The organism is Frigoribacterium sp. PvP032 (genome assembly GCF_017833035.1).
Lineage (GTDB): Bacteria > Actinomycetota > Actinomycetes > Actinomycetales > Microbacteriaceae > Frigoribacterium.
In genome coordinates this window covers 2,926,392-2,946,632 of the sequence record NZ_JAFIBM010000001.1, presented here as the reverse complement: position 1 = coordinate 2,946,632, position 20,241 = coordinate 2,926,392, and the positions used below count along the sequence as shown (strand labels likewise).

General features: G+C 73.0%; 16 protein-coding genes. 12 read left to right on the top strand and 4 right to left on the bottom strand.

Going from position 1 to position 20,241, the window contains the following annotated elements; all coding sequences use genetic code 11:
• Positions 1-130 precede the first annotated feature (130 nt).
• Complete coding sequence (locus JOE35_RS13505) at positions 131-790, bottom strand: class F sortase (protein ID WP_307803094.1); 660 nt, start codon at positions 788-790, stop codon at positions 131-133.
• Positions 791-879: 89 nt separating this feature from the next.
• Positions 880-1,623 (bottom strand): CHRD domain-containing protein, encoded by a 744-nt coding sequence (locus JOE35_RS13500; protein WP_245186120.1) that lies wholly within the window; start codon positions 1,621-1,623, stop codon positions 880-882.
• A 209-nt stretch (positions 1,624-1,832) separates the two neighbouring features.
• Between JOE35_RS13500 and JOE35_RS13495 the strand changes: the two genes are divergently transcribed.
• From JOE35_RS13495 to JOE35_RS13480, 4 genes are all read left to right on the top strand, one after another.
• A complete protein-coding gene (locus JOE35_RS13495; RefSeq protein WP_209561489.1) occupies positions 1,833-3,029 on the top strand; it encodes an FAD-binding domain-containing protein in 1,197 nt (398 codons plus the stop codon).
• Between the two features lie 135 nt (positions 3,030-3,164).
• Positions 3,165-3,758, top strand: a complete 594-nt coding sequence (locus JOE35_RS13490; RefSeq protein ID WP_209561488.1) for a sigma-70 family RNA polymerase sigma factor — start codon at positions 3,165-3,167, stop codon at positions 3,756-3,758.
• Positions 3,755-4,573, top strand: coding sequence for a hypothetical protein (locus tag JOE35_RS13485; protein ID WP_209561487.1), 819 nt, complete (start codon positions 3,755-3,757; stop codon positions 4,571-4,573). Before JOE35_RS13490 ends, JOE35_RS13485 begins: the two co-directional genes overlap by 4 nt.
• 194 nt (positions 4,574-4,767) lie before the next feature.
• A complete protein-coding gene (locus JOE35_RS13480; RefSeq protein WP_307803093.1) occupies positions 4,768-5,823 on the top strand; it encodes a diacylglycerol kinase family protein in 1,056 nt (351 codons plus the stop codon).
• A 143-nt stretch (positions 5,824-5,966) separates the two neighbouring features.
• Here the strand turns inward: JOE35_RS13480 and JOE35_RS13475 are convergent, their stop codons facing one another.
• Both JOE35_RS13475 and JOE35_RS13470 read right to left on the bottom strand, forming a co-directional pair.
• Positions 5,967-6,998 carry a Gfo/Idh/MocA family protein gene (locus JOE35_RS13475; RefSeq protein WP_209561486.1) on the bottom strand — a complete coding sequence of 344 codons (1,032 nt, stop codon included), beginning with the start codon at positions 6,996-6,998 and terminating at the stop codon, positions 5,967-5,969.
• The gene (locus tag JOE35_RS13470) at positions 6,995-8,317 is read right to left on the bottom strand and encodes an ROK family transcriptional regulator (RefSeq protein ID WP_209561485.1); all 1,323 of its coding nucleotides are present in this window, start codon (positions 8,315-8,317) and stop codon (positions 6,995-6,997) included. Before JOE35_RS13470 ends, JOE35_RS13475 begins: the two co-directional genes overlap by 4 nt.
• 91 nt (positions 8,318-8,408) lie before the next feature.
• On the opposite strand from JOE35_RS13470, the gene JOE35_RS13465 reads away from it, so the two are divergent.
• From JOE35_RS13465 to JOE35_RS13430, 8 genes are all read left to right on the top strand, one after another.
• Positions 8,409-10,988 carry a glycoside hydrolase family 2 protein gene (locus tag JOE35_RS13465; protein ID WP_209561484.1) on the top strand — a complete coding sequence of 860 codons (2,580 nt, stop codon included), beginning with the start codon at positions 8,409-8,411 and terminating at the stop codon, positions 10,986-10,988.
• An 89-nt stretch (positions 10,989-11,077) separates the two neighbouring features.
• Entirely contained in the window at positions 11,078-11,956 is an 879-nt protein-coding gene (locus tag JOE35_RS13460; protein ID WP_209561483.1) for a LacI family DNA-binding transcriptional regulator, read from the top strand.
• Between the two features lie 290 nt (positions 11,957-12,246).
• On the top strand, positions 12,247-13,950 hold the full coding sequence (locus JOE35_RS13455; RefSeq protein ID WP_209561482.1) for an ABC transporter substrate-binding protein: 1,704 nt from the start codon (positions 12,247-12,249) through the stop codon (positions 13,948-13,950).
• Positions 13,951-13,996: 46 nt separating this feature from the next.
• Positions 13,997-14,986 carry an ABC transporter permease gene (locus JOE35_RS13450; RefSeq protein WP_146903697.1) on the top strand — a complete coding sequence of 330 codons (990 nt, stop codon included), beginning with the start codon at positions 13,997-13,999 and terminating at the stop codon, positions 14,984-14,986.
• Between the two features lie 70 nt (positions 14,987-15,056).
• Complete coding sequence (locus JOE35_RS13445) at positions 15,057-16,037, top strand: ABC transporter permease (RefSeq protein ID WP_146903700.1); 981 nt, start codon at positions 15,057-15,059, stop codon at positions 16,035-16,037.
• Positions 16,034-16,987, top strand: coding sequence for an ABC transporter ATP-binding protein (locus tag JOE35_RS13440; protein ID WP_209561481.1), 954 nt, complete (start codon positions 16,034-16,036; stop codon positions 16,985-16,987). Before JOE35_RS13445 ends, JOE35_RS13440 begins: the two co-directional genes overlap by 4 nt.
• Entirely contained in the window at positions 16,984-17,907 is a 924-nt protein-coding gene (locus tag JOE35_RS13435) for an ABC transporter ATP-binding protein (RefSeq protein WP_209561480.1), read from the top strand. The genes JOE35_RS13440 and JOE35_RS13435 overlap by 4 nt, the downstream gene beginning before the upstream one ends.
• Before the next feature lies 1 nt (position 17,908).
• Positions 17,909-20,143: a glycoside hydrolase family 36 protein gene (locus tag JOE35_RS13430; RefSeq protein ID WP_209561479.1), complete on the top strand. Its 2,235-nt coding sequence runs from the start codon at positions 17,909-17,911 to the stop codon at positions 20,141-20,143.
• The last annotated feature ends 98 nt before the right edge of the window (positions 20,144-20,241 follow it).

Here is a 20,241-nt window from a genome sequence, read left to right as displayed (position 1 = left end):
TGCCGGCGCAGCGCGTACGTGGGGCAGCGGACACGCCGCGTAGCGCGCACGCGGCGTCGCGGACACGCGGCGTAGCGGACACGCGGCGCAGCGGACGCAGCGCAGCGCGCACGCGGCAGCGCGGACGCGGTCAGGCGGCGGGCGACGCGAAGACGACGCGGTTCTGGTCGTAGTGGCCCGAGCCGGGGTCGAAGACCCCGCCGCAGGTGATCAGCCGCAGCTGGTCGGTCGGCTGGGCTCCGAAGACCCGCGCGGTCGGGAACTCCGCCTTGGGCACGTCCACGACCTCGTCCACGACGTAGCGCACCGCGGCGTCCTCGACGGTCGTCACGGTCACCTCGTCGCCGGCAACGAGCTCCGACAGACGGAAGAACACCGCCGGGCCCGTGGTCGAGTCCACGTGGGCAGCGATCACGGTCGGGCCGCGACCACCGGGACGTCCGCCTCCCGTGAACCAGCCGACCTCGTCGGCGTCGACCGGCACCTCCATGGCGCCGGTCGAGGCGATCCCGAGCCCGATCAAGGGCTCGTCCAGCTCGATGGCCGGGACCGAGACTCGGGCAGGCTCGGCCCCGATCCCGAAGGCGGGCGCGGGCGCCGGCGAAGCAGGCGACGGCGACGGCGACCCAGGCGACGGCATCGCAGGAGGCGCGGGGGAGGACGGCGCACCGCTCGCCTCCGCGCGCGGCGAGCTCGACGGCAAGGGCTCGGCCATCCCCGACGCGCACCCCGTCAGCGCGAGGACGGCGGCGAGCCCGAGCCCGAGCCCGAGCCCGAGGCCCGCCGGCACCCGCTGCGTGCGCCCGGGTGTGCCAGGGCGCGCCGCACGGGCGGCTCCCCGCAGGGGGCCGCCCGTGCGACGCGCACCGACCAGAGGGGTCATGCCCGTGCGGCGGCCCGACGACGCAGCACGAGGCCGGTCGCTCCGACGAGCACGAGCCCGCCGACCGCGGCGGCGCCGACGAGCGCTCCGCTGTCCGTGCTGGACGACGCGGACGTGCCCGCGGCGACGGCCGAGGCCGCTCCGCCGGCGCCGGTGTCGACGCCGCCGACCGGCACCTGGGTCAGCTGGCCGCGGACGACGCCCGCAGCGAAGGCCGCCGTGTGCGAGTCGCCGGTGAAGCCGGCCGGGTCCGCCTCGATCTGCGCGAGCGTGAAGCCGGTGCCGGTGTCGGCACCCGCGTCGTTGGTGACGCCGGTGGTGAAGGGGCCCTGCAGGCAGCCGCTGGCCTCGCGGACGCCGTCGCCGTCCGCGTCGGTCGGGTTCGGGAACGCGATGCGCGGCGGGCCGGGCTGTCCGGCAGCGGCCTGGTGGATGTGCGTCGCCGTCTTCGCCGGGCTCTGGTAGTCGCCGGTGACGCCGGTCAGGGTGATGTCGTAGCAGATCACCTCGGTGTCCGAGTTGATGCGGAAGTCGAAGGTGCCGGTGGCCCCCGGCTCGCCGGCGACGGCAACGCCGTCGTTGTTGATGACCTGGTCGGGCGTCGCCATCACCGTGTAGGCGCTGGTGAACGAGCTGGGCTCTGGCACGGTGGTCTCGGCCGCGGCGGGCGCGGCCACGATCAGGGTGGCGGCGGCCGCGGCCGCGCCTCCGATGGTCAGGTGTCGGACGGAACGCTTCATCGTCATGCTTCCTCTGCCTCTCGTGGACGCCGGCCCGTCGGGGCGGCGCGTCACGCCGCCCGGTCGGACGACGCCTGTCACGAGGGCCTACGGCGACGACCCGTCGGGCGTTCACCGGAGATCCGAGAAAGTTCTGACGAGACCTCGGCGGGGCGCGGCGAGGCGGTCGTGGTCAGCCTCCGCCACACCGCGAGTCGCATGATGGGCAGGTGTCCATCCCCACCAGAGCCGCCGGTCTCGACGCTCTCGACGACTTCGTCCCCCGCGCCGGCGGCGCCTACGCCCGCGACCGCAACCTCGACCTCGGGCCCTCGCGGAGCAACGTCTCCGGGCTGTCCCCGTACCTTCGCCACCGCCTCCTGACGGAGCAGGAGGTGGTCGGCGCCGTCCTCGACGAGCACACGCCCAGGGCAGCCGAGAAGTTCGTGCAGGAGGTGTTCTGGCGCACCTACTGGAAGGGCTGGCTCGAGCAGAACCCGGAGGTGTGGCGGCGGTACCGGGTCGAGGTCCGCGACCTGCTCGCGGGTGAGCTGCCCGACGGGTACGAGGCCGCGGTCGCGGGGCGGACCGGCATCGACGCGATGGACGCCTGGGTGCGCGAGCTCGTCGACACCGGGTACCTGCACAACCACACGCGCATGTGGTTCGCGAGCATCTGGGTGTTCACGCTCGGCCTTCCCTGGCAGCTCGGCGCCGACTTCTTCTACCGGCACCTGCTCGACGGCGACGCCGCCTCGAACACCCTGTCGTGGAGGTGGGTGGCCGGTCTGCAGACCAGGGGCAAGACGTACCTCGCGACGGCCTCGAACATCTCCCGCTTCACCGACGGTCGGTTCTCGCCGAGCGGCCTGGCCACGACGGCCCGCGCGCTCGACGAGGAGCCGTTCCCGTCCCGGACCCCCCTCGAGCCGGAGGACGTCGTGGGGGTCGTCGGCGACCGCGCGGGGCTGCTGCTGCACGAGGAGGACCTCGAGGCGACGAGCCTGCTCGCCGAGCGTCCAGGGCTCCTCGGCGACGTGGCGGCCGCGGCCGTGCACGCGGAACCGGGCGGGCGTTCCCCCGCCGGGGTCTCGGACGCCGTGGCCGCCTTCACGTCGGCCGCCGTCGAGGACGCCGCGGAGCGGACCCGGGACGCGGGCGGACGGTCAGCCCAGGTGCTCGCGGACGCGGAGCCCGGCTCCGTCGTGAGCTGGGCGCGGTCGGAGGGGCTCGACGCGGTGGTCGTCCCCTACGCGCCGATCGGCCCTGTCCACGAGCGGCTCGGGCGGCTCCGTCCCGTGCTCGAGGCCGAGGGGATCGCCCTGGTCACGGTGCGGCGACGCTGGGACAGCGTCGCCTGGCCGCATGCCTCGAGGGGCTTCTTCCCTTTCCGCGAGAAGATCCCGTCGCTCGTCCGCCAGTCCTGAGGTCGACGCCGAGGAGGCGCGGCGCAGCAGACGAGACCGGTCGCGTCGGTGAACGCGCGCGGGCTCCCCGACGTACTCCCCTCCGAGAGCTCCGGTGATCCGCCGGGAGCCGCCCCGTAGGCTGAGAGGAGCCGGATGTCGCTCGTCTTGACGCGTCCCGTCACGCAGGAGGGGAGCACGATGAGCCAGCCGACGCCCGGCCCCTCGTCTCCCGGCTCCGCGGCGCCGAGCACCTCGACCGGCCTCGACGTGTCCGCCGCCTTCGCGGAGCACGGCTCGGCCCTGCTCGGCTTCGCGGTCAACGCCCTCCGTGACCGCCCCCTCGCCGAGGACTGCGTGCAGGAGACGTTCCTCCGCGCCTGGCGTGCCCGCGCCTCCTTCGACCCTGCTCGCGGCGGCGCGCGCACCTGGCTGTTCGCGATCGAGCGGCGGGTCGTGCTCGACGTGCACCGCGCCCGTCAGCGCACCCCGGTGCTGGTGCCCGACGAGCACGCGCCGGAGCAGGCGGCCCCCGCGACCGACCCGCTCGAGCGCCTCGGCATCGTCGAGGGGCTCGCACGGCTCAGCGACGAGCACCGCGAGGTCGTGGTCGCCGTCCACCTGACCGGGCTCAGCTACCAGGAGTTCTCCGACCTGTCGGGCGTCCCGGTCGCCACCCTCCGCACGCGCTGCTTCTACGCCCTGCGTGCCCTCCGCAACCACCTCGACGACGGGGAGAACCGCTCGTGACCGACCCCACGTCCGACCCCGCCGGCCCCGACCCCGCCGCCGACCGCCGCGCCGAGCTGATCGCCGCCGCGCTCGCCTCCGACCTGTCGCCCGACGAGGCCGTCGAGCTCGACGCCCTGCGCGTCGTCGACCCGACCGTCGACGACGAGATCGCCTCCCTCGGCGGGGTCGTCGCCCGGCTCGAGCCCGTCGGCACCTGGCAGGACGCCGCGGTCGACGCCGCACTGCGCGAGCGCATCGAGTCGGCCGTGGCCCACGCCGAACCTGACTCCCGAGACGTGCCCGACTTCCGACACGAGCGAGCCGAGGAGGCGGCGGTCGCCTCGAGCGGTCCGGCCGCGGCTCCGGCGGCGGCGACGGTGGTCTCCCTGCGCCCCCGCCGCTCGCGGCGCATCGCCCTCACCGTGCTCGGGGCAGCCGCGTGCGTCGCGGTCGGCGTCGGCGGCGGCGTGCTGGCCGCGACGCCGCGCGACGCCCACGTCGCCGGCCCGCCCGGCACCCTCGGCGCCGTGGAGCACGTGGCCTTCGGCGGCGAGCCCTCCGGCGTCGCAGTGGACGGCGACCTCGTGGCGCACACCTGGGGCACCGAGACCGTGCTGACCGTGGACGGGCTGCCCGTCGGCGACGCGTTCTCTGTCGTCGTCGTCGACGACGCGGGAGTCGAGCACGAGTCGGGCACGTTCCTCGGCACCGACGTGACGATCGACTGCCGGATGAACGCGGCGGTGCTGCGCGAGCACGTCGTCTCCGTGGAGGTGCGCGGTGCCGACGGCGCCGAGATCGCGACCGCCTCCGTCCCCTCCGTCGACGCCTGACCCGCGCCTCCTGCGCCGCCCGCCCCACGCCGTTCAGCGCTCTCCTCATTCAGGAACCTGGGTCCTGAGTTCGCAGTGCGCAGGACTCGCGGTCCTGATCAGTGCACGATTCAGGAGTCAGGCGCCGCGGCTTCCGGAGTTGCGCCGGACACCCGTCCGGGCCCGCCGTGCCGTCGCGGTGGCATCATCGACGGGTGACCACTGACACCGACCCGACGCCCCCCGTGACGTCCGGAGCCGACGCCGCCACCGCCTCCTCGACCGACGCGTCGACCGACTCCGCGTCGTCCCAGGCGACACGGGTCGCCGCGGTCGTCTACAACCCGATCAAGATCGACCTCGACGCGGTGAAGGCCGCGGTCGCCCGTGCCGAGGGCGCCGCCGGCTGGGGCACGACGCTCTGGTTCGAGACGAGCGAGGACGACGCCGGCCAGGGCCCCGCCCGCGAGGCCCTCGAAGCCGGGGCGACGATGGTCATCGCGGCCGGCGGCGACGGCACCGTGCGGGCGGTCGCCGAGACGGTGCACGCCTCCGACGCCTCGCTCGCCCTGCTGCCGAGCGGCACGGGCAACCTGCTCGCCCGCAACCTCAAGCTCACCCTCGAGGACCTCGACAACTCCCTCGAGACCGCCTTCTCGGGCGAGGACCGCGACATCGACCTCGGCATGCTCGAGATCCGCCGCGAGGACGGCTCGTCGAGCGAGCACGTCTACGTCGTGATGACCGGCCTCGGCATCGACGCGAAGATGCTCGCGAACACCGACGACGACCTGAAGAAGAAGGTCGGCTGGCTGGCCTACGTCAAGGCGCTCGTCGCGACCCTCCGCGACGAGAACCAGCTCGTGTTCAGGTACAAGATCGACGGCGGCAAGCAGCGCGACATGCACGCGCACACGATCATCGTGGGCAACTGCGGCGCCCTGCCCGCGAACATCGTGCTGCTGCCCGACGCGGCGATCGACGACGGCCTGTTCGACATCCTGCTGCTGCGTCCGAAGGGCGTCCGCGGCTGGGCGCACATCCTCTACAAGGTCTTCTGGGAGAACGGCGTCGTCCGTCGCCTGCCGTTCGCCGACAAGCTGCCGGGCACCGAGAACGAGGCGCTGCGCTACGTCAAGGCGAAGCAGATCGAGGTCGAGCTGAAGGCGCCCGAGGACATCGAGGTCGACGGCGACGGCTTCGGCGTCGCCACGGGCTTCCGCACCTGGATCGAGCCGGGCGGGCTGACCGTGCGGGTGCCCCGCTCGTAAGGAGCCTGAGGGGCCCGACGGGCTGCCTTCCGGGACTCCGGGCGGGTTCGTCGTGCGCGGGCCGTCACGACCGCCCGTTCGCGACGAACTCGCCCGTGCTCCGGTGGGGGCGGCCATGGTCGGCCAGGTGCCGACCGGCGGCCTCAGACCACCGTCAAGGAGGCGCGGGTCGTCTCGAGCACGGCCGTCACCGACCGTGCGTCGTCGAGCGAGTGCAGCGGCGAGTCCGTGCGGCCCTCGGCGACGAACGCCGCCAGCGCCGTCGCCTCGTAGGCGAGGCCGTCGCGGCCGCGCAGCACCGACGGGTCGTGCCAGGTCGCCGTGCCGCCGGCCGTGGCCAGCTCGAAGGAGGCAGGGAAGACCAGGTGCTCGAGCATCCGCACCGTGCCGGTCGAGCCGCTGATCGTGCCGAGGCCCGGCGACGTCGTCAGCAAGCTGGTGACGGCGGTGCCGACGCGGCCCTCGGCGGTGCGGAGCGCGATCGCGGCCTCCAGGTCGACGCCGTCGGCACGGGTGGTGCCCGTCGCCCGCACCTCGGCGGGCCGGCCGATCGCGAACTGCGCGAACCACACGGCGTAGACGCCGATGTCGAGCAGCGCGCCGCCGCCGAGCGACGGATCGGCCATCCGCCCGCCGGACGACAGGTCGTTCGCCCACGCCACGTCGGCCGTCGCGAGCCGGACGTCGCCGATCGCGCCGTCGGCGAGCAGCCGGGCAAGCACGGTGCTGTGCGGCACGTACCGCGTCCACATCGCCTCCATCACGAGCACGCCGGCCGCCCGGGCGGCGGCGATCAGGCGGTCCGCCTCCTCCGTCGTCGTCGCGAACGGCTTCTCGACCAGCACGTGCTTGCCGGCCGCGATCGCGAGCAGCGCGTCGGGCACGTGGCTGGTGTGGGGCGTGGCGACGTAGACGACGTCGACCTCGGCCAGGCCGACCAGCGCCTCCTGGCCCTCGACCGCCGTGGCGACGCCGTGGGAGGAGGCGAACCGCTCGGCCTTGTCGAGCGTGCGCGACGAGACGGCCACGACCCGCTGGTCGGTGTGCGCGTGCAGGGCGTCGGTGAAGTCGCCCGCGATCTCGCCGGTGCCGATCACGCCCCAGCGGAGTGCGGGTCCGCCGCGCAGCGGGGTCGCGGTCGGCTCGGGGAAGGCGAACGAGGACGAGCTGGTCATGATGCCTCCGGGGTGGACGGTGCAGGGGGAGTCGGCGGTGCGGACGGGCTGGCCGGTGCGGACGGGCTGGCCGGTGCGGACGGGCTGGCGGGTGCGGACGGGCTCGCGGGCGCGCCGCCGCCCGGGCGGGACACGATCTCGCGCTGCAGCACGAGCGCGGCCCCGCCGACGGCGGCGGCGTCGGCCACGTACGCCGACAGCTCGACGCTGACGCCGTGGGCCGCCTGGGCGAAGAAGTCCTCGTCGACGCGTCGTCGCACCGCCTCGAGGTAGAGGGCACCGGCGATGGCGAGGCTCGGCCCCGCGAGCACGATCGAGTCGAGGTCGAGCACGTTGGCGATCGAGACGACGGCCGCGGCGAGGTGCTCGGCCGAGTCGCGGATCAGCTCGAGGGCGAGCGGGTCGCCGTGCACGGCGGCCGTGGCGACGACGCTGAAGTCGGCGTAGGGGTCGGTCAGCCCGGTGAGGGCGAAGCCGGCCTCGCGTCCGGCAGCGACGGCGGCCCGGGCCCGGAGGGCGACCCCGACCGGACCGGCGAGCTTCTCGACGGTCGTGTTCGACAGGAACGGCCCCGGCGCACGGCTCATCACCTGGCCGAGCTCGCCCGCGTTCGAGCTGGCCCCGCGGAACACGACGCCGTCGAGCACGATGCCCGCCCCGATGCCGGCCCCGTAGTAGACGGTGCAGTGGGCGGCCGAGTCGGCGACGGAGCCGCCCCAGAACTCGCCGATGGCGGCCGCGGTGGCGTCGTTGTCGAGGACGACCGCCAGGCCGGTGGCGCGGTGGAACGCGTCGACCAGGGGGAACCCTGCCCACGCCTCCAACGGCGGAGCGCCGTGGATGCTGCCGTGCTCGAGGTCGATCGGGCCGGGGGTGACGAGGCCGAGGCCGGCGACCCGCTCGGCGGGGACGCCGAGCCCGCCGAGGAAGTCGGCGACGACCGCGGCGATGCGCGCGACCGCGGCGTCGGGCGCCTCGCCGTAGACGCCGTGGGTGCGGAGGCGGCCGACCATCGCCCCGCCGAGGTCGGTGAGCACGACCGTGACCGCGTCGGCGCCGAGCTGCACGCCGAGTGCGAAGCGGGCGAGCGGGTCGATGCTGAGCAGGGTGCGGGGCTTGCCCCCGGTCGACTCGCGGCGGCCGGCCTCGACGACGAGCCCGTCGACCATCAGCTGCCGCACGACGTTCGACATCGTGGCCTGCGTCAGCCCGGTGCGCTCGGCGAGCTCGACCCGGCTGATGGGGCCCTGCGACCGGATCAGGTCGAAGGCGAGCCCGCGGCTCGTCGGTGCGCTCGAGAGCAGGCGCGGGTTGACCATGTGGTACCTCCAGCGCTTAGTCTAGGGTCCAGACGGCTTACTTAGGCCGTTTGACGAAGGGGTCGGAGACCCCTGGACGCAAAGGGACACCATGGCCTTCTCCCCCCTGCACGCCAACTGGACCGTCGAGGCCGTGACCGGCCCGGTGCCCGAGAGCGTCGTCGGCCGACGCGTCCCGGCGACCGTGCCCGGCCAGGTGCACACCGACCTCCTCGCCGCCGGCCTGATCAGCGACCCGTTCGACGGCGACGCCGAGTCGGCGCAGCAGTGGATCGGCGACACCTCGTGGCGCTTCTCGACCACGTTCACCTGGCACGACGACGGGTCCGCCCGGCACGACCTCGTCGCGCTCGGCCTCGACACCGTCGCGACGATCGAGCTCAACGGCAGGGTCGTCGCCGAGACCGAGAACCAGCACCGCAGCTACCGGATCGACGTCAGGGAGGCGCTGGTCGAGGGCGAGAACGCCCTCACCGTCACGTTCGCGGCGCCCGTCGCCGAGGTCGAGGCCCGGGTCCTGCGCCACGGTGCCCTGCCCCACGTCAACCACCACCCCTTCAACACGTTGCGCAAGCAGGCCAGCTCGTTCGGCTGGGACTGGGGCGTCGACGTCGCGGGTGCCGGGATCTGGCGCCCGATCGGGCTCGACTCGTGGTCGGGCGTGCGCATCGATTCGGTGCGGCCTCTGGTCCGAGTGGACGGCACGCCAGGCACGACCGGCACGACAGGCACGACCGGCACCACCGGCACGACCGGCACCCTCGACGCCCGCGTCGCGCTCGAGTGGGACGGCGTCACGACCGGCGACCACGACCTCGTCGTCCAGGTGACCTCACCAGAGGGCGACCGCGTCGCCCACGCGAGCGTCGTCGTCGCGGCCGGCACGGCCGACGCCGCGCTCGCGCTCGTCGTCCCCGACGCGCGGCTCTGGTGGCCCCTCGGCCACGGCGACCAGCCGCTGTACGGCGTCTCCGTGACCGCGACGCCCGCGGGCGACGGCGCGGGAGGCGGTGCGCCCGACCGGGCGACCGCCTCCTGGGCCTCGCGGGTCGGCTTCCGCACCGTGCGCGTCGACACGACGCCGGACGCCGACGGCACCCCCTTCGTCGTGCTCGTGAACGAGCGCGTCGTGCAGGTTCGCGGGGCGAACTGGATCCCCGACCACGCGTTCGTCACCGAGATCGACCGCGGCCGCTACCGGCGCCGCGTGGCCGACGCGACCGAGGCCAACATGAACCTGCTGCGCGTCTGGGGCGGCGGCATCTACGAGTCGGACGACTTCTACGACGCCTGCGACGAGGCCGGCGTGCTCGTCTGGCAGGACTTCCTCTTCGCCTGCGCGGCCTACGCCGAGGAGGACTGGCTGGCGGTCGAGGTCGAGGCCGAGGCCCGCGAGGCGATCACCCGGCTCAGCCCGCACCCCTCGCTGATCATCTGGAACGGGAACAACGAGAACATCTGGGGCTTCGTCGACTGGGGCTGGAAGGCCGACCTGCAGGGCCGCACCTGGGGCGAGGGCTACTACCTCGACCTGCTGCCGCGCCTCGTCGCGGAGCTCGACGGCACCCGTGCGTACTCGCCGGGCAGCCCGTACTCGTTCGCCGACCCTGCGGCTGCCGGTGACGACGTGCACCCGAACGACCACCGCCACGGCACGATGCACATCTGGGACGTCTGGAACCAGCGTGACTACACGGCCTACCGCGACTACCCGGCCCGCTTCGTCTCGGAGTTCGGGTTCCAGGGCCCGCCCGCCTGGTCGACGCTCGTCGGGTCGGTGCACGACGAGCCGCTCGACCCGTACGGCCACGAGATGCTCGTGCACCAGAAGGCCGACGAGGGCAACCTCAAGCTCGAGCGCGGCATGCGCGGCCACCTGCCGGCACCGGCGACGATCGAGGACTGGCACTGGGCCACGCAGCTCAACCAGGCCGCCGCGATCCGCTTCGGCATCGAGCACTTCCGGTCGCTGGCGCCGCTGAACACGGGCACGATCGTGTGGCAGCTGAACGACGACTGGCCGGTCACCTCGTGGGCAGCGGTCGACTTCGCCGAGCACCGCAAGCCGCTCTGGTTCGCCCTGCGGGACTGCTACTCGCCGCGCCTGGCCACGATCCAGCCGCGCGGCGACTCGCTCGCGCTGGTGCTGCTCAACGACGTCGACGACGCGTGGGCGGGCGACGTCGTGCTGCGCCGCACGACCTTCGCGGGCGACGTGCTCGACGAGGTCGTGGTGCCCGCGGCCGTCGACGCGCGGGGCAGCGTCGAGCTCGCCGTGCCGCCGACGCTCGTCGACGCGCTCGACCCCGTCGCCGAGCTGCTCGTCGCCGTCGTGCCCGGCTTCGGCTCCGGTCGGGCGCTCTGGGACGCGGCCGAGGTCGTCGACCAGCGGCTCGACCCCGACCCCGTCACGACCGAGGTCGCCCGCGACGGCGACGCCTGGCTGGTCACCGTCACGGCGCGCAGCTACGCACGCGACGTGACCCTGCTCGTCGACGTGGTCGACCCGCGCGCCGTCGTCGACAGCGGGCTCGTCACGTTGCTGGCGGGCGAGTCGACCACGTTCCGCGTCGCGGGTCGACACGGTGCCCTGAGCCTCGACCCGGACGCGCTCGCCGGCCGGGCCGTGCTGCGCCACGCGAACGGGCTGCTGCTGGCGGTGGCACCCTGACCGGGGTCCTCACCGGCTCCGTCACGGAGGAGGCGCCTCCTCGGCTGCAGAGGTCGGCCGTCACGCCCGAGATGGTCGATACTGCAGTGGTGTCCCAGCCCGTGGGCGCCGGCACGGCCGGCGCGCCTCCCTCCCTCCCGGCGATCGGCTTCGTGCAGCGCCGGGCGCCCTTCAGCCTCGGCATCGACCCGTTCCACACGGCGTTCCTCGCGGGCATGGAGGCAGCGGCCACCCGCGCAGGGGCGACGGTGCTGCTGCAGCTCGTGGCCGACCACGACGACGAGCTCGCGTGCTTCCGCCGCTGGGCCGACCAGGGGTGGGTGCGCGGCGTCGTGCTCGCCGACCTCGTCGACGACGACCCGCGACTGCCCGTGCTCGCCGCCCTCGGCCTGCCCACGGTCGTCCTCGGCCAGGAGCCGCAGGGCGGGGGCGTCTCGACCGTGGAGGTCGACGACCGCGGGGCGATGCGCCAGGCCGTCGCGCACCTCGTCGGTCTCGGCCACTACGTGATCGGCCGGGTCAGCGGCCCCGTCGAGCTCGGCCACACCCGCGCTCGCTCGGAGGCCTTCGACCTCACGGTCGGACGAGGAGGCGCGAGCGGCCTGGTGCTGCCGGGCGACTACTCGGAGGCGAGCGGCGAGGCGCAGACCCGCCGGCTGCTGAGTGGCCCGCTGCGGCCCACGGCGATCGTCTACGACAACGACGCGATGGCGGTCGGCGGGCTGGCTGCCGCGGCCGACCTCGGCGTCTCGGTGCCGGACGACCTCTCGCTGCTCGCGTGGGACGACTCGCCCCTCTGCCAGCTCGCGACGCCCCCGCTGTCCGTGGTCAGCCGCGACGTGCCGTCGCTCGGGGAGTCGGCGACCCGCACCGTGCTCGCGATGCTCGACGGGCGACCGTCGATGCTGGTCCGCGCCCCCGACAGCGAGATCGTCGTCCGCGGCACCACCGCCCCGCCCCGCCGCTGACCTGCTCCTCATTCAGGAACATTGGTCCTGATCCTCGCCACGGGGGGAGGCGCCGTCCTGATCCGTGCACGACTCAGGACCGCAGCCGCCCTCGTTCCTGAATCGCGCCTCCTCGTCGCCTGCCGTCGACCGGCAACGGTCCGGTCACAGTTCCTGAGGCTTGCTCCCACAAACTTGACGGACTTAATTTAGTCGGGTAACAATGACCCGACAGCGCGGCCCAGCCCGCCTGTGACAACGAAGTCGGCGTCGACTGCCCCGAGTGGTCGCGCCCTGGGAAAGGATCAACGATGTTCCTCCGCGCAACCACGGGCCCCCGGCCCGTCCGCAGGGCCTGGGCGATCGGGGCGGCAGCCGCCGCCACCGCGCTGACCCTCGGCCTCACCGGCTGCTCCGCCGGCGGCTCGGGCTCAAGCAGCCCGAGCGACACGCTCGTCGTCTACACCGGCCAGGCCGGCGACTACCAGATCAACTTCAACCCGTACTCGCCGTCCTCCATCGGCGGCATCGGCGCGATCTACGAGTCGCTCTTCTTCGTCACCAACGTCAACACCGAGGCCTACGAGCCCCTGCTCGGCAGCGAGTACACCTGGAACGACGAGGGCACGCAGCTCGACGTGACCCTGCGCGACGACGCCACCTGGTCCGACGGCGAGGCCTTCACGGCCGACGACGTCGTGTTCACCTTCGAGATGCTGCTCGACACCCCCTCGATCAACACCAACGGTTTCGACGGTGCCGTGACCGCCGCCGACGACACCCACGTCACGTTCACCTGGGACCACCCGGCGTTCGTGACCGGCCCGGCCCTGCTCGGCCGCACGCCGATCGTGCCCGAGCACCTGTGGAGCGACATCGACCCCACGACCGACGTCATCGCCGAGCCCGTCGGCACCGGCGCGTACACGATGGACGACTTCAAGGCGCAGGCCTTCACGCTGGCCGCCAACCCGAGCTACTGGGGCGGCGAGCCCGCGGTCAAGAAGGTCCGCTACCTGTCGCTGTCCGGCAACACGGCCGGTGCCGATGCGCTCGCTGCCGGCACGATCGACTGGCAGACCGGCCCGGTGCCCGACATCCAGAACGTCTCGAAGAACTACCCCGGCTACGACGCCGTCACCATCCCGCAGAACCAGGTCGCGCTGATGACCTGCTCGAACGCGGACCTCGGCTGCGAGGGCCCCCAGACCGACCCGGCCGTCCGCCAGGCGATCTACTACGCCCTGAACCGCGACCAGGTGAACTCCCTCGCGTTCCAGGACACCGCCAGCGAGGTGTCGCCGACGTTCGCGCTGACGAGCACGCAGGAGGACCTCATCTCGAGCGCCGTCGCCGAGCCCGTCGCCCCGTCGGCCCCCGACCTCGACAAGGCCTCGTCGCTGCTCGAGGACGCCGGCTACGCCAAGGGCTCCGACGGCATCTACGCCAAGGACGGCCAGGAGCTGAAGCTCACCGTCGAGGTCGTCACCGGCTGGACCGACTACATCACCGCGATCGACACGATGGGCCAGCAGTTGAAGGCCGCCGGCATCTCGCTGACCGCCTCGCAGTCGTCGTGGAACGAGTGGACCGACAAGAAGAGCAAGGGCAACTACCAGCTCGCGATCGACTCGCTCGGCCAGGGCGCCGCGTCCGACCCGTACTACCTCTACGACCAGTACTTCAACACCGCCTACACGGCGGCGGTCGGCGAGGCGGCACCGACGAACATGGCCCGCTTCAGCGACCCCGCGGTCGACGCGGCCCTCGAGACGCTCAAGGCCACGAACCCCGAGGACACGGAGGCGCGCCAGGCGCAGTTCGACGTGATCCAGCAGGCGATCGTCGAGGACATGCCCTACGTGCCCGTCCTCACCGGCGGCACGACGAGCGAGTACCACTCGTCCAAGTTCACCGGCTGGCCCACGATGGACGACCTCTACGCGTTCCCCGCCATCTGGGCCTCGCCGGACAACTCGATCATCTTCAAGTCCCTGAAGCCGGTCGGCGAGTAGCCGTGGCGGAGGAGGAGCTCGTCGTCGTGAGGACAGGTGAGGACACGTGAACTACTTCGTCCGGAAGCTCGGCTTCTACGCGGTCGCCCTTTGGGCCGCGCTGACCATCAACTTCCTGATCCCGCGCCTGCTGCCGGGCAACCCGGTGGACATCCTGCTGGCCAAGCTGCAGCAGCGCGGCGGGATCGTCACCCCCGACACCCGCAAGGCGTACGAGCTCCTCCTCGGAGGCGACTCCTCCGATCCGCTCCCGGTGCAGTACTGGAACTACCTGATCAACATCTTCAAGGGCGACCTGGGCATCTCGGTCGGCTACTTCCCGACCCCGGTCACCGAGGTCATCGGGTCGTCGCTGCCCTGGACGATCGTCCTCGTCGGCCTGGCGACCGTGATCGGCGCGGCGCTCGGCGTCCTGCTCGGCGCGTTCGTCGGCTGGAAGCCGGGCACCTGGCTCGACTCGCTCGTGCCGGCCACCACGCTGCTGGCGGCGGTGCCCTACTTCTGGCTCGCGCTGATCCTCGTGTACGTGCTCGCCACCTCCTTGCGGCTGTTCCCCTCGCAGGGCGGCTACGACGTCGTGCTCGACCCGGGGCTGAACTGGCAGTTCATCTCGTCGGCGATCGAGTACGGGTTCCTGCCGGCGCTCACGATCGTCATCGCCTCGATCGGCGGCTGGCTGCTCGGCATGCGCAACATGATGGTGTCGACGCTGTCGGAGGACTACGTGCTCACGGCGCAGGCGAAGGGCCTCAGCCAGGGCCGCATCCTCCGCGGCTACGCGGCCCGCAACGCGGTGCTGCCGAGCGTCGCCGGCTTCGCCATCTCGCTCGGCTTCGTGGTCTCCGGCTCGATCGTCACCGAGCAGGTGTTCTCGTACCCGGGCATCGGCGGCAAGCTCCTCTCGGCCGTCACGAACAACGACTACGCGCTGATGCAGGGGATCTTCCTGTTCATCACGCTGGCCGTGCTCGGCGCCAACCTCGTGGTCGACCTCTTCTACGGGATCATCGACCCCCGCACCCGGGCGCGCAGCTGATGGCCCGCCGCACCGGCCTGGGCCGCCACACCAGCGTCGCCCGCCGCACCATCAGCAGGAGGCAGCACCCATGACGAACGTCGCCCCCGACACGACCACCACGGTCGTCGACTCGACCTCGCAGCTCGCCGCCGAGGCCGCCGACCTCGGCAAGCCGAGGCGCTCCGCCTGGCGGCTGATGCTGCCGACCATGACCCCGTGGCTCGCCGCCGGGCTCGGCCTCGTCGGCGCCATCGCGCTCTTCGGCATCGTCGGCCCGTTCTTCGTGCAGGACCCGACCGTCATCCGTGACATCGGCCTGACCGGCCCGTCGGCCCAGCACCTCCTCGGCACGACCCAGACCGGGCAGGACGTCTTCGCCCAGCTCGCCTGGGCCACCCGCGGCTCACTGCAGATCGGCCTGATCGTCGGCATCCTCGCGACGGCCCTGTCGGCCTTCTTCGGCATCCTCGGCGCCTACATCGGCGGCTTCACCGACGAGGCGTTCTCGCTCTTCTCGAACGTGTTCCTCGTGATCCCCGGCCTGCCGCTCGTCATCGTGATCTCGGGCTTCGTGCCCCAGGAGCAGCGCGGCCTCTGGACCATCGGCGTCGTGCTCGCCATCACCGGCTGGGCAGCGTCCAGCCGCGTGCTGCGGGCGCAGACCCTGTCGATCCGCAGCCGTGACTACGTGGCTGCGGCCCGCGTCGCCGGCGAGAAGCCGTGGCGGGTCATCTCGGTCGAGATCCTGCCGAACCTGCTGCCGGTGCTCGCGTCGCAGTTCGTCTTCGCGGTGATCGCGGCCATCCTCGGGGAGGCGGGCCTGTCCTTCCTCGGCCTCGGCGCCTCCAACTCGTCCACCCTCGGCACGATGTTGTTCTACGCGCAGAACGGCTTCGCCCTGCCGCTCGGCGCCTGGTGGTGGTTCGGCCCTCCCGGCCTGATCATCGCCCTGTTCGGCACCGGCCTCTCGCTGATCAACTTCTCGATCGACGAGATCATCAACCCCAAGCTCAAGAACGTGCGCCTGCACCGCAAGCGCGCCCGTCTCGCGAAGAAGGCCTCCCGATGACCCCCACGCAGGAGGCGCCCACAGCGTCCCGGCCCCGCACCCGTCGCGACGCGGTGCTGACCATCGACGACCTCACGGTCGTCTACGAGGTCGAGAACCCGGTCACGGCCGTCAAGTCGGCGAGCCTGACGCTCGCGCCCGGCGAGATCCTCGGGCTGGCGGGAGAGTCGGGCTGCGGCAAGACGACCCTCGCCTACGCGATCAACCGGCTGCACAAGCCCCCGGCGCGCATCGCCACGGGGTCGATCACGTTCCACGACCGCGACGGCACCGACGTCGACCTGCTGGCCCTCGGCGAGCAGGAGCTGCGGGCGTTCCGCTGGTCGAAGCTGTCGATGGTGTTCCAGGGCGCGATGAACGCGCTCAACCCGGTGACGACGATCCTCACCCAGCTCGACGACGTGCTCGTCACGCACGAGAAGCAGATGAGCAAGGCGCAGCGGCGTGCCAGGGCGGCCGAGGTGCTCGAGCGCGTCGGGGTCGACCCGGTGCGGCTGCGCTCGTACCCGCACGAGCTGTCCGGCGGCATGCGCCAGCGCGTGATGATCGCGATGGCGATGCTGCTCGAGCCGCAGATCATGATCATGGACGAGCCGACCACGGCCCTCGACGTCGTCGTGCAGCGCGACATCCTGCGCGAGATCGTCCGGCTGCGCGACGAGCTCGACTTCGCCGTCGTGTTCATCACCCACGACCTGCCGCTGCTGCTCGAGATCAGCGACCGCATCGCGGTGATGCTGCAGGGCGAGATCGTCGAGCTGAGCACCGCCCAGCAGATCTACGCCGACGCCCAGCACCCCTACACGCGCCGCCTGCTCAGCTCGTTCCCGAGCCTCAGCGGCTCGCGCGGGGCGTTCATCCGCACCGGCGTCGACGAGGGGTCGCCCGTCGAGCAGGACACCCGCACCATCGTGCTGCCCGACCCCGACGACCTGGAGGACCAGCGATGACCAGCATCCACGTCAGGGACCTGACCAAGGACTTCTCGGTCCGCAAGGGCATCGGCCGCGAAGCGTTCCGGGCCGTCGACTCGGTGTCGTTCGACCTGCTGCCCGGCCGCACGGTCGCCCTCGTGGGCGAGTCCGGCTCGGGCAAGTCGACCATCGCACGCATGCTCGCGAAGCTCGAGAAGCCGAGTTCCGGCAAGATCGACGTCACGCTCGACGACGGCACGCCCGTGATGGGCTCGGTCTACCGCCGCCACGTCCAGATGGTCTTCCAGGACCCGTTCGCCTCGCTGAACCCGTTCCACTCGATCGAGCACCACATCGCGCGGCCGCTCAAGATCCACCGCCGCACCAAGGGGCGGCTCGAGACGCACGAGCGCGTGCTCGACATGCTCGAGCGCGTCAACCTGCGCCCCGCCGAGGACATGGCCGCCCGTCGCCCGCACGAGCTCTCCGGCGGCCAGCGTCAGCGCATCGCGATCGCCCGCGCCCTCGCTCCCGGCGCCCAGGTGCTCATCGCCGACGAGCCGGTCTCGATGCTCGACGTCTCGATCCGCCTCGGCGTGCTCAACCTGATGGGCCGGCTGCAGCGCGAGGACAACCTCGCCGTGCTCTACATCACCCACGACCTCGCCACCGCACGGCACTTCTCGGACGAGATCCTCGTGCTCTACCGCGGCCGCGTCGTCGAGCGCGGGCCGGCCGACGACGTCATCCTCGACCCGCACCACGACTACACGAAGCTGCTCGCGCTCGCCGCGCCCGACCCCGAGCGGGTCGGCAAGGTCGTCAGCGACGAGTCGGCGCCCGACCGCGCGAGCATCGACAACTCGATCTGTTTCGACCACTACGCGGGGGCGTGGGTGCAGGCAGGATCGGCCCCGGCCGGCGACGCGCTCGCCGCGAAGGCCGCGGTGCGCTGACGTGCGGCTGCTGCACTGGGGCACCGGGGCCCTGCACCTGACCTTCGCCCTGCCCGACGACGCGCCGGTCGCGCTGATCGCGATCGAGCCCGGGGGCGCACCCGCGGTGTCGGGGGCGGCGTCTGGGGCGGTGCCGGATCAGGGCACCGGCTCCGGTGCCGTCGCACCCGCGCTCTGGCCGGGCGACGAGGGCGACGTGCCCGACCGCCTCCTGCAGGCCCTGGTCGAGGTGTCGGCGTTCGGGCACGGGCGGTTCCCCGGCAGCTTCCGACACGTCGACACGGTGCTCGGCGCGGCCCTCCGGCACGTGTCGCACGAGGCGCGCGTCGCCGATGACGGCACGGCGCAGCTGCGGATCGAGCAGCGCGACGACGCGTCGGGCCTCGTCGTCACCAGCGTCTTCGAGGCGCAGGAGGCGGTGCCCGCGTTCCGCACGCACACCGAGGTCGGCCTCGCCCCCAGCGCCTCCCCGCTCACCCTCGACGCCGTGTCGACGATCGCGACCGGGGCGTTCCTCGGCCGCGACGACGACGTCGACGCCTTCGCCCTCGCGACGGCGGCGAACGACTGGGTGGCCGAGAGCCGCTGGTCGACGACCCCGCTGCGCGAGGCCGGGCTCGCGCGCATCGACCGCGACGTGCAGCACCAGCCGCCGCGCACGCGGCTCGTCGTCGGCGACCGCGGCTCGTGGTCGAGCGGAGAGGCCGTGCCCACGGCGGCCCTGCTCGCCCGCGACGGCTCGGCCGCGCTCGCCTGGCAGGTCGAGCACGCCGGGCCCTGGTTGTTCGAGCTGGGCGAGACCCGGCACGGCGCCTACCTGCTGCTCTCCGGGCCGACCGACCCCGAGAACCACTGGAGCCTCGTGCTCCGCCCCGGCGAGGTGTTCACTTCCGCGCCGGCCTCCCTCGCCGTGGCCGCGGGCGGCATCGACGAGGTGCTCGCCGCGATGACGGCCCAGCGACGTGCCACGCGCCTCGTGCGCGAGGTCGACCACGACCTGCCCGTCGTCTTCAACGACTACATGAACACGCTGATGGGCGACCCGACCACCGAGAAGCTGCTGCCGCTGATCGACGCCGCGGCCGAGGTCGGCGCGGACTACTTCTGCATCGACGCCGGCTGGTACGCCGAGGGCCACTGGTGGGACACGGTCGGCGAGTGGCAGCCCGCCGCGAGCCGGTTCCCCGGCGGCATCGACGAGGTGCTCGACCGGATCCGCGAGCGGGGGATGGTGCCGGGGCTGTGGCTCGAGCCCGAGGTGATCGGCGTGCGGTCGCCGCTCGCCGCCTCCCTGCCGGACGACGCGTTCTTCACGCGAGGCGGCGCGCGCGTCGCCGACCACGGGCGGCACCTGCTCGACCTGCGCAGCCCCGCCGCGCGGGCGCACCTCGACGGGGTCGTCGACCGGCTCGTCGGCGACCACGGCGTCGGCTTCTTCAAGATGGACTACAACACGATGACGGGCCCGGGCACCGACGCCGACGGGCTCGCACCGGGCGCAGGCCTGCTCGAGCACTCGCGGGCGCTGCTCGCCTGGCTGGACGAGGTCCAGGAGCGCCACCCGCGCCTCCTGATCGAGAACTGCGCCTCGGGCGCCATGCGGATGGACTGGGCGATGATGTCGCGGCTGCACGTGCAGTCGACCTCCGACCAGCAGGACCCGGTGATGTACGCGACCATCGCCGCCGCCGCTCCCGCCGCGCTGCTGCCGGAGCAAGCGGGGCACTGGGCCTACCCGCACGCCGGCATGGAGCCCGAGCTCTTCACGTTCTCGCTCGTGAACGCGGTGCTCGGCCGGATGTACCTCTCGGGGCACCTCAACCGGATGGACGCCGCCCAGCGCGACGTCGTGCGCGCCGCCGTCGTGGCGCACCGCGAGGTGCTCGGGTCGATCGAGCGCGCGGTGCCGTCGTGGCCGCTCGGGCTGCCGGCGTGGGAGGACGCGTGGGCGGCGCTGGCGCTGACCGCGGGGGGTGCGGGTTCTGGTGCTGGAGCGGCTGCCGGTGTCGGAGCGGACGCCGTGACGCACGTCAGCGTCTGGCGCTGTTCCGGCGACGACGACCGCGTCGTCCTGCCGCTGCCGGGGCTGCGCGGGCAGGAGGTGCGGGTCGAGCCGTTCTTCCCGGCCGACCCCGCGGGCTGGTCGTGGACCTGGGACCCGCAGGAGGCGGAGCTCACGGTGGTCGTGGAGGTCACCGGCCCCACGGCGCGCGTCCTCCGCCTGACGGCCGGCTGAGCCCCGCGCCTCCTGCGAACCACGGGGCGCAGCATGCACGCGGCTCTCTCGATGTCGGCGGGTTCCCGTAGCCGGTGGCGGGTGGGCGCGGACCCGCC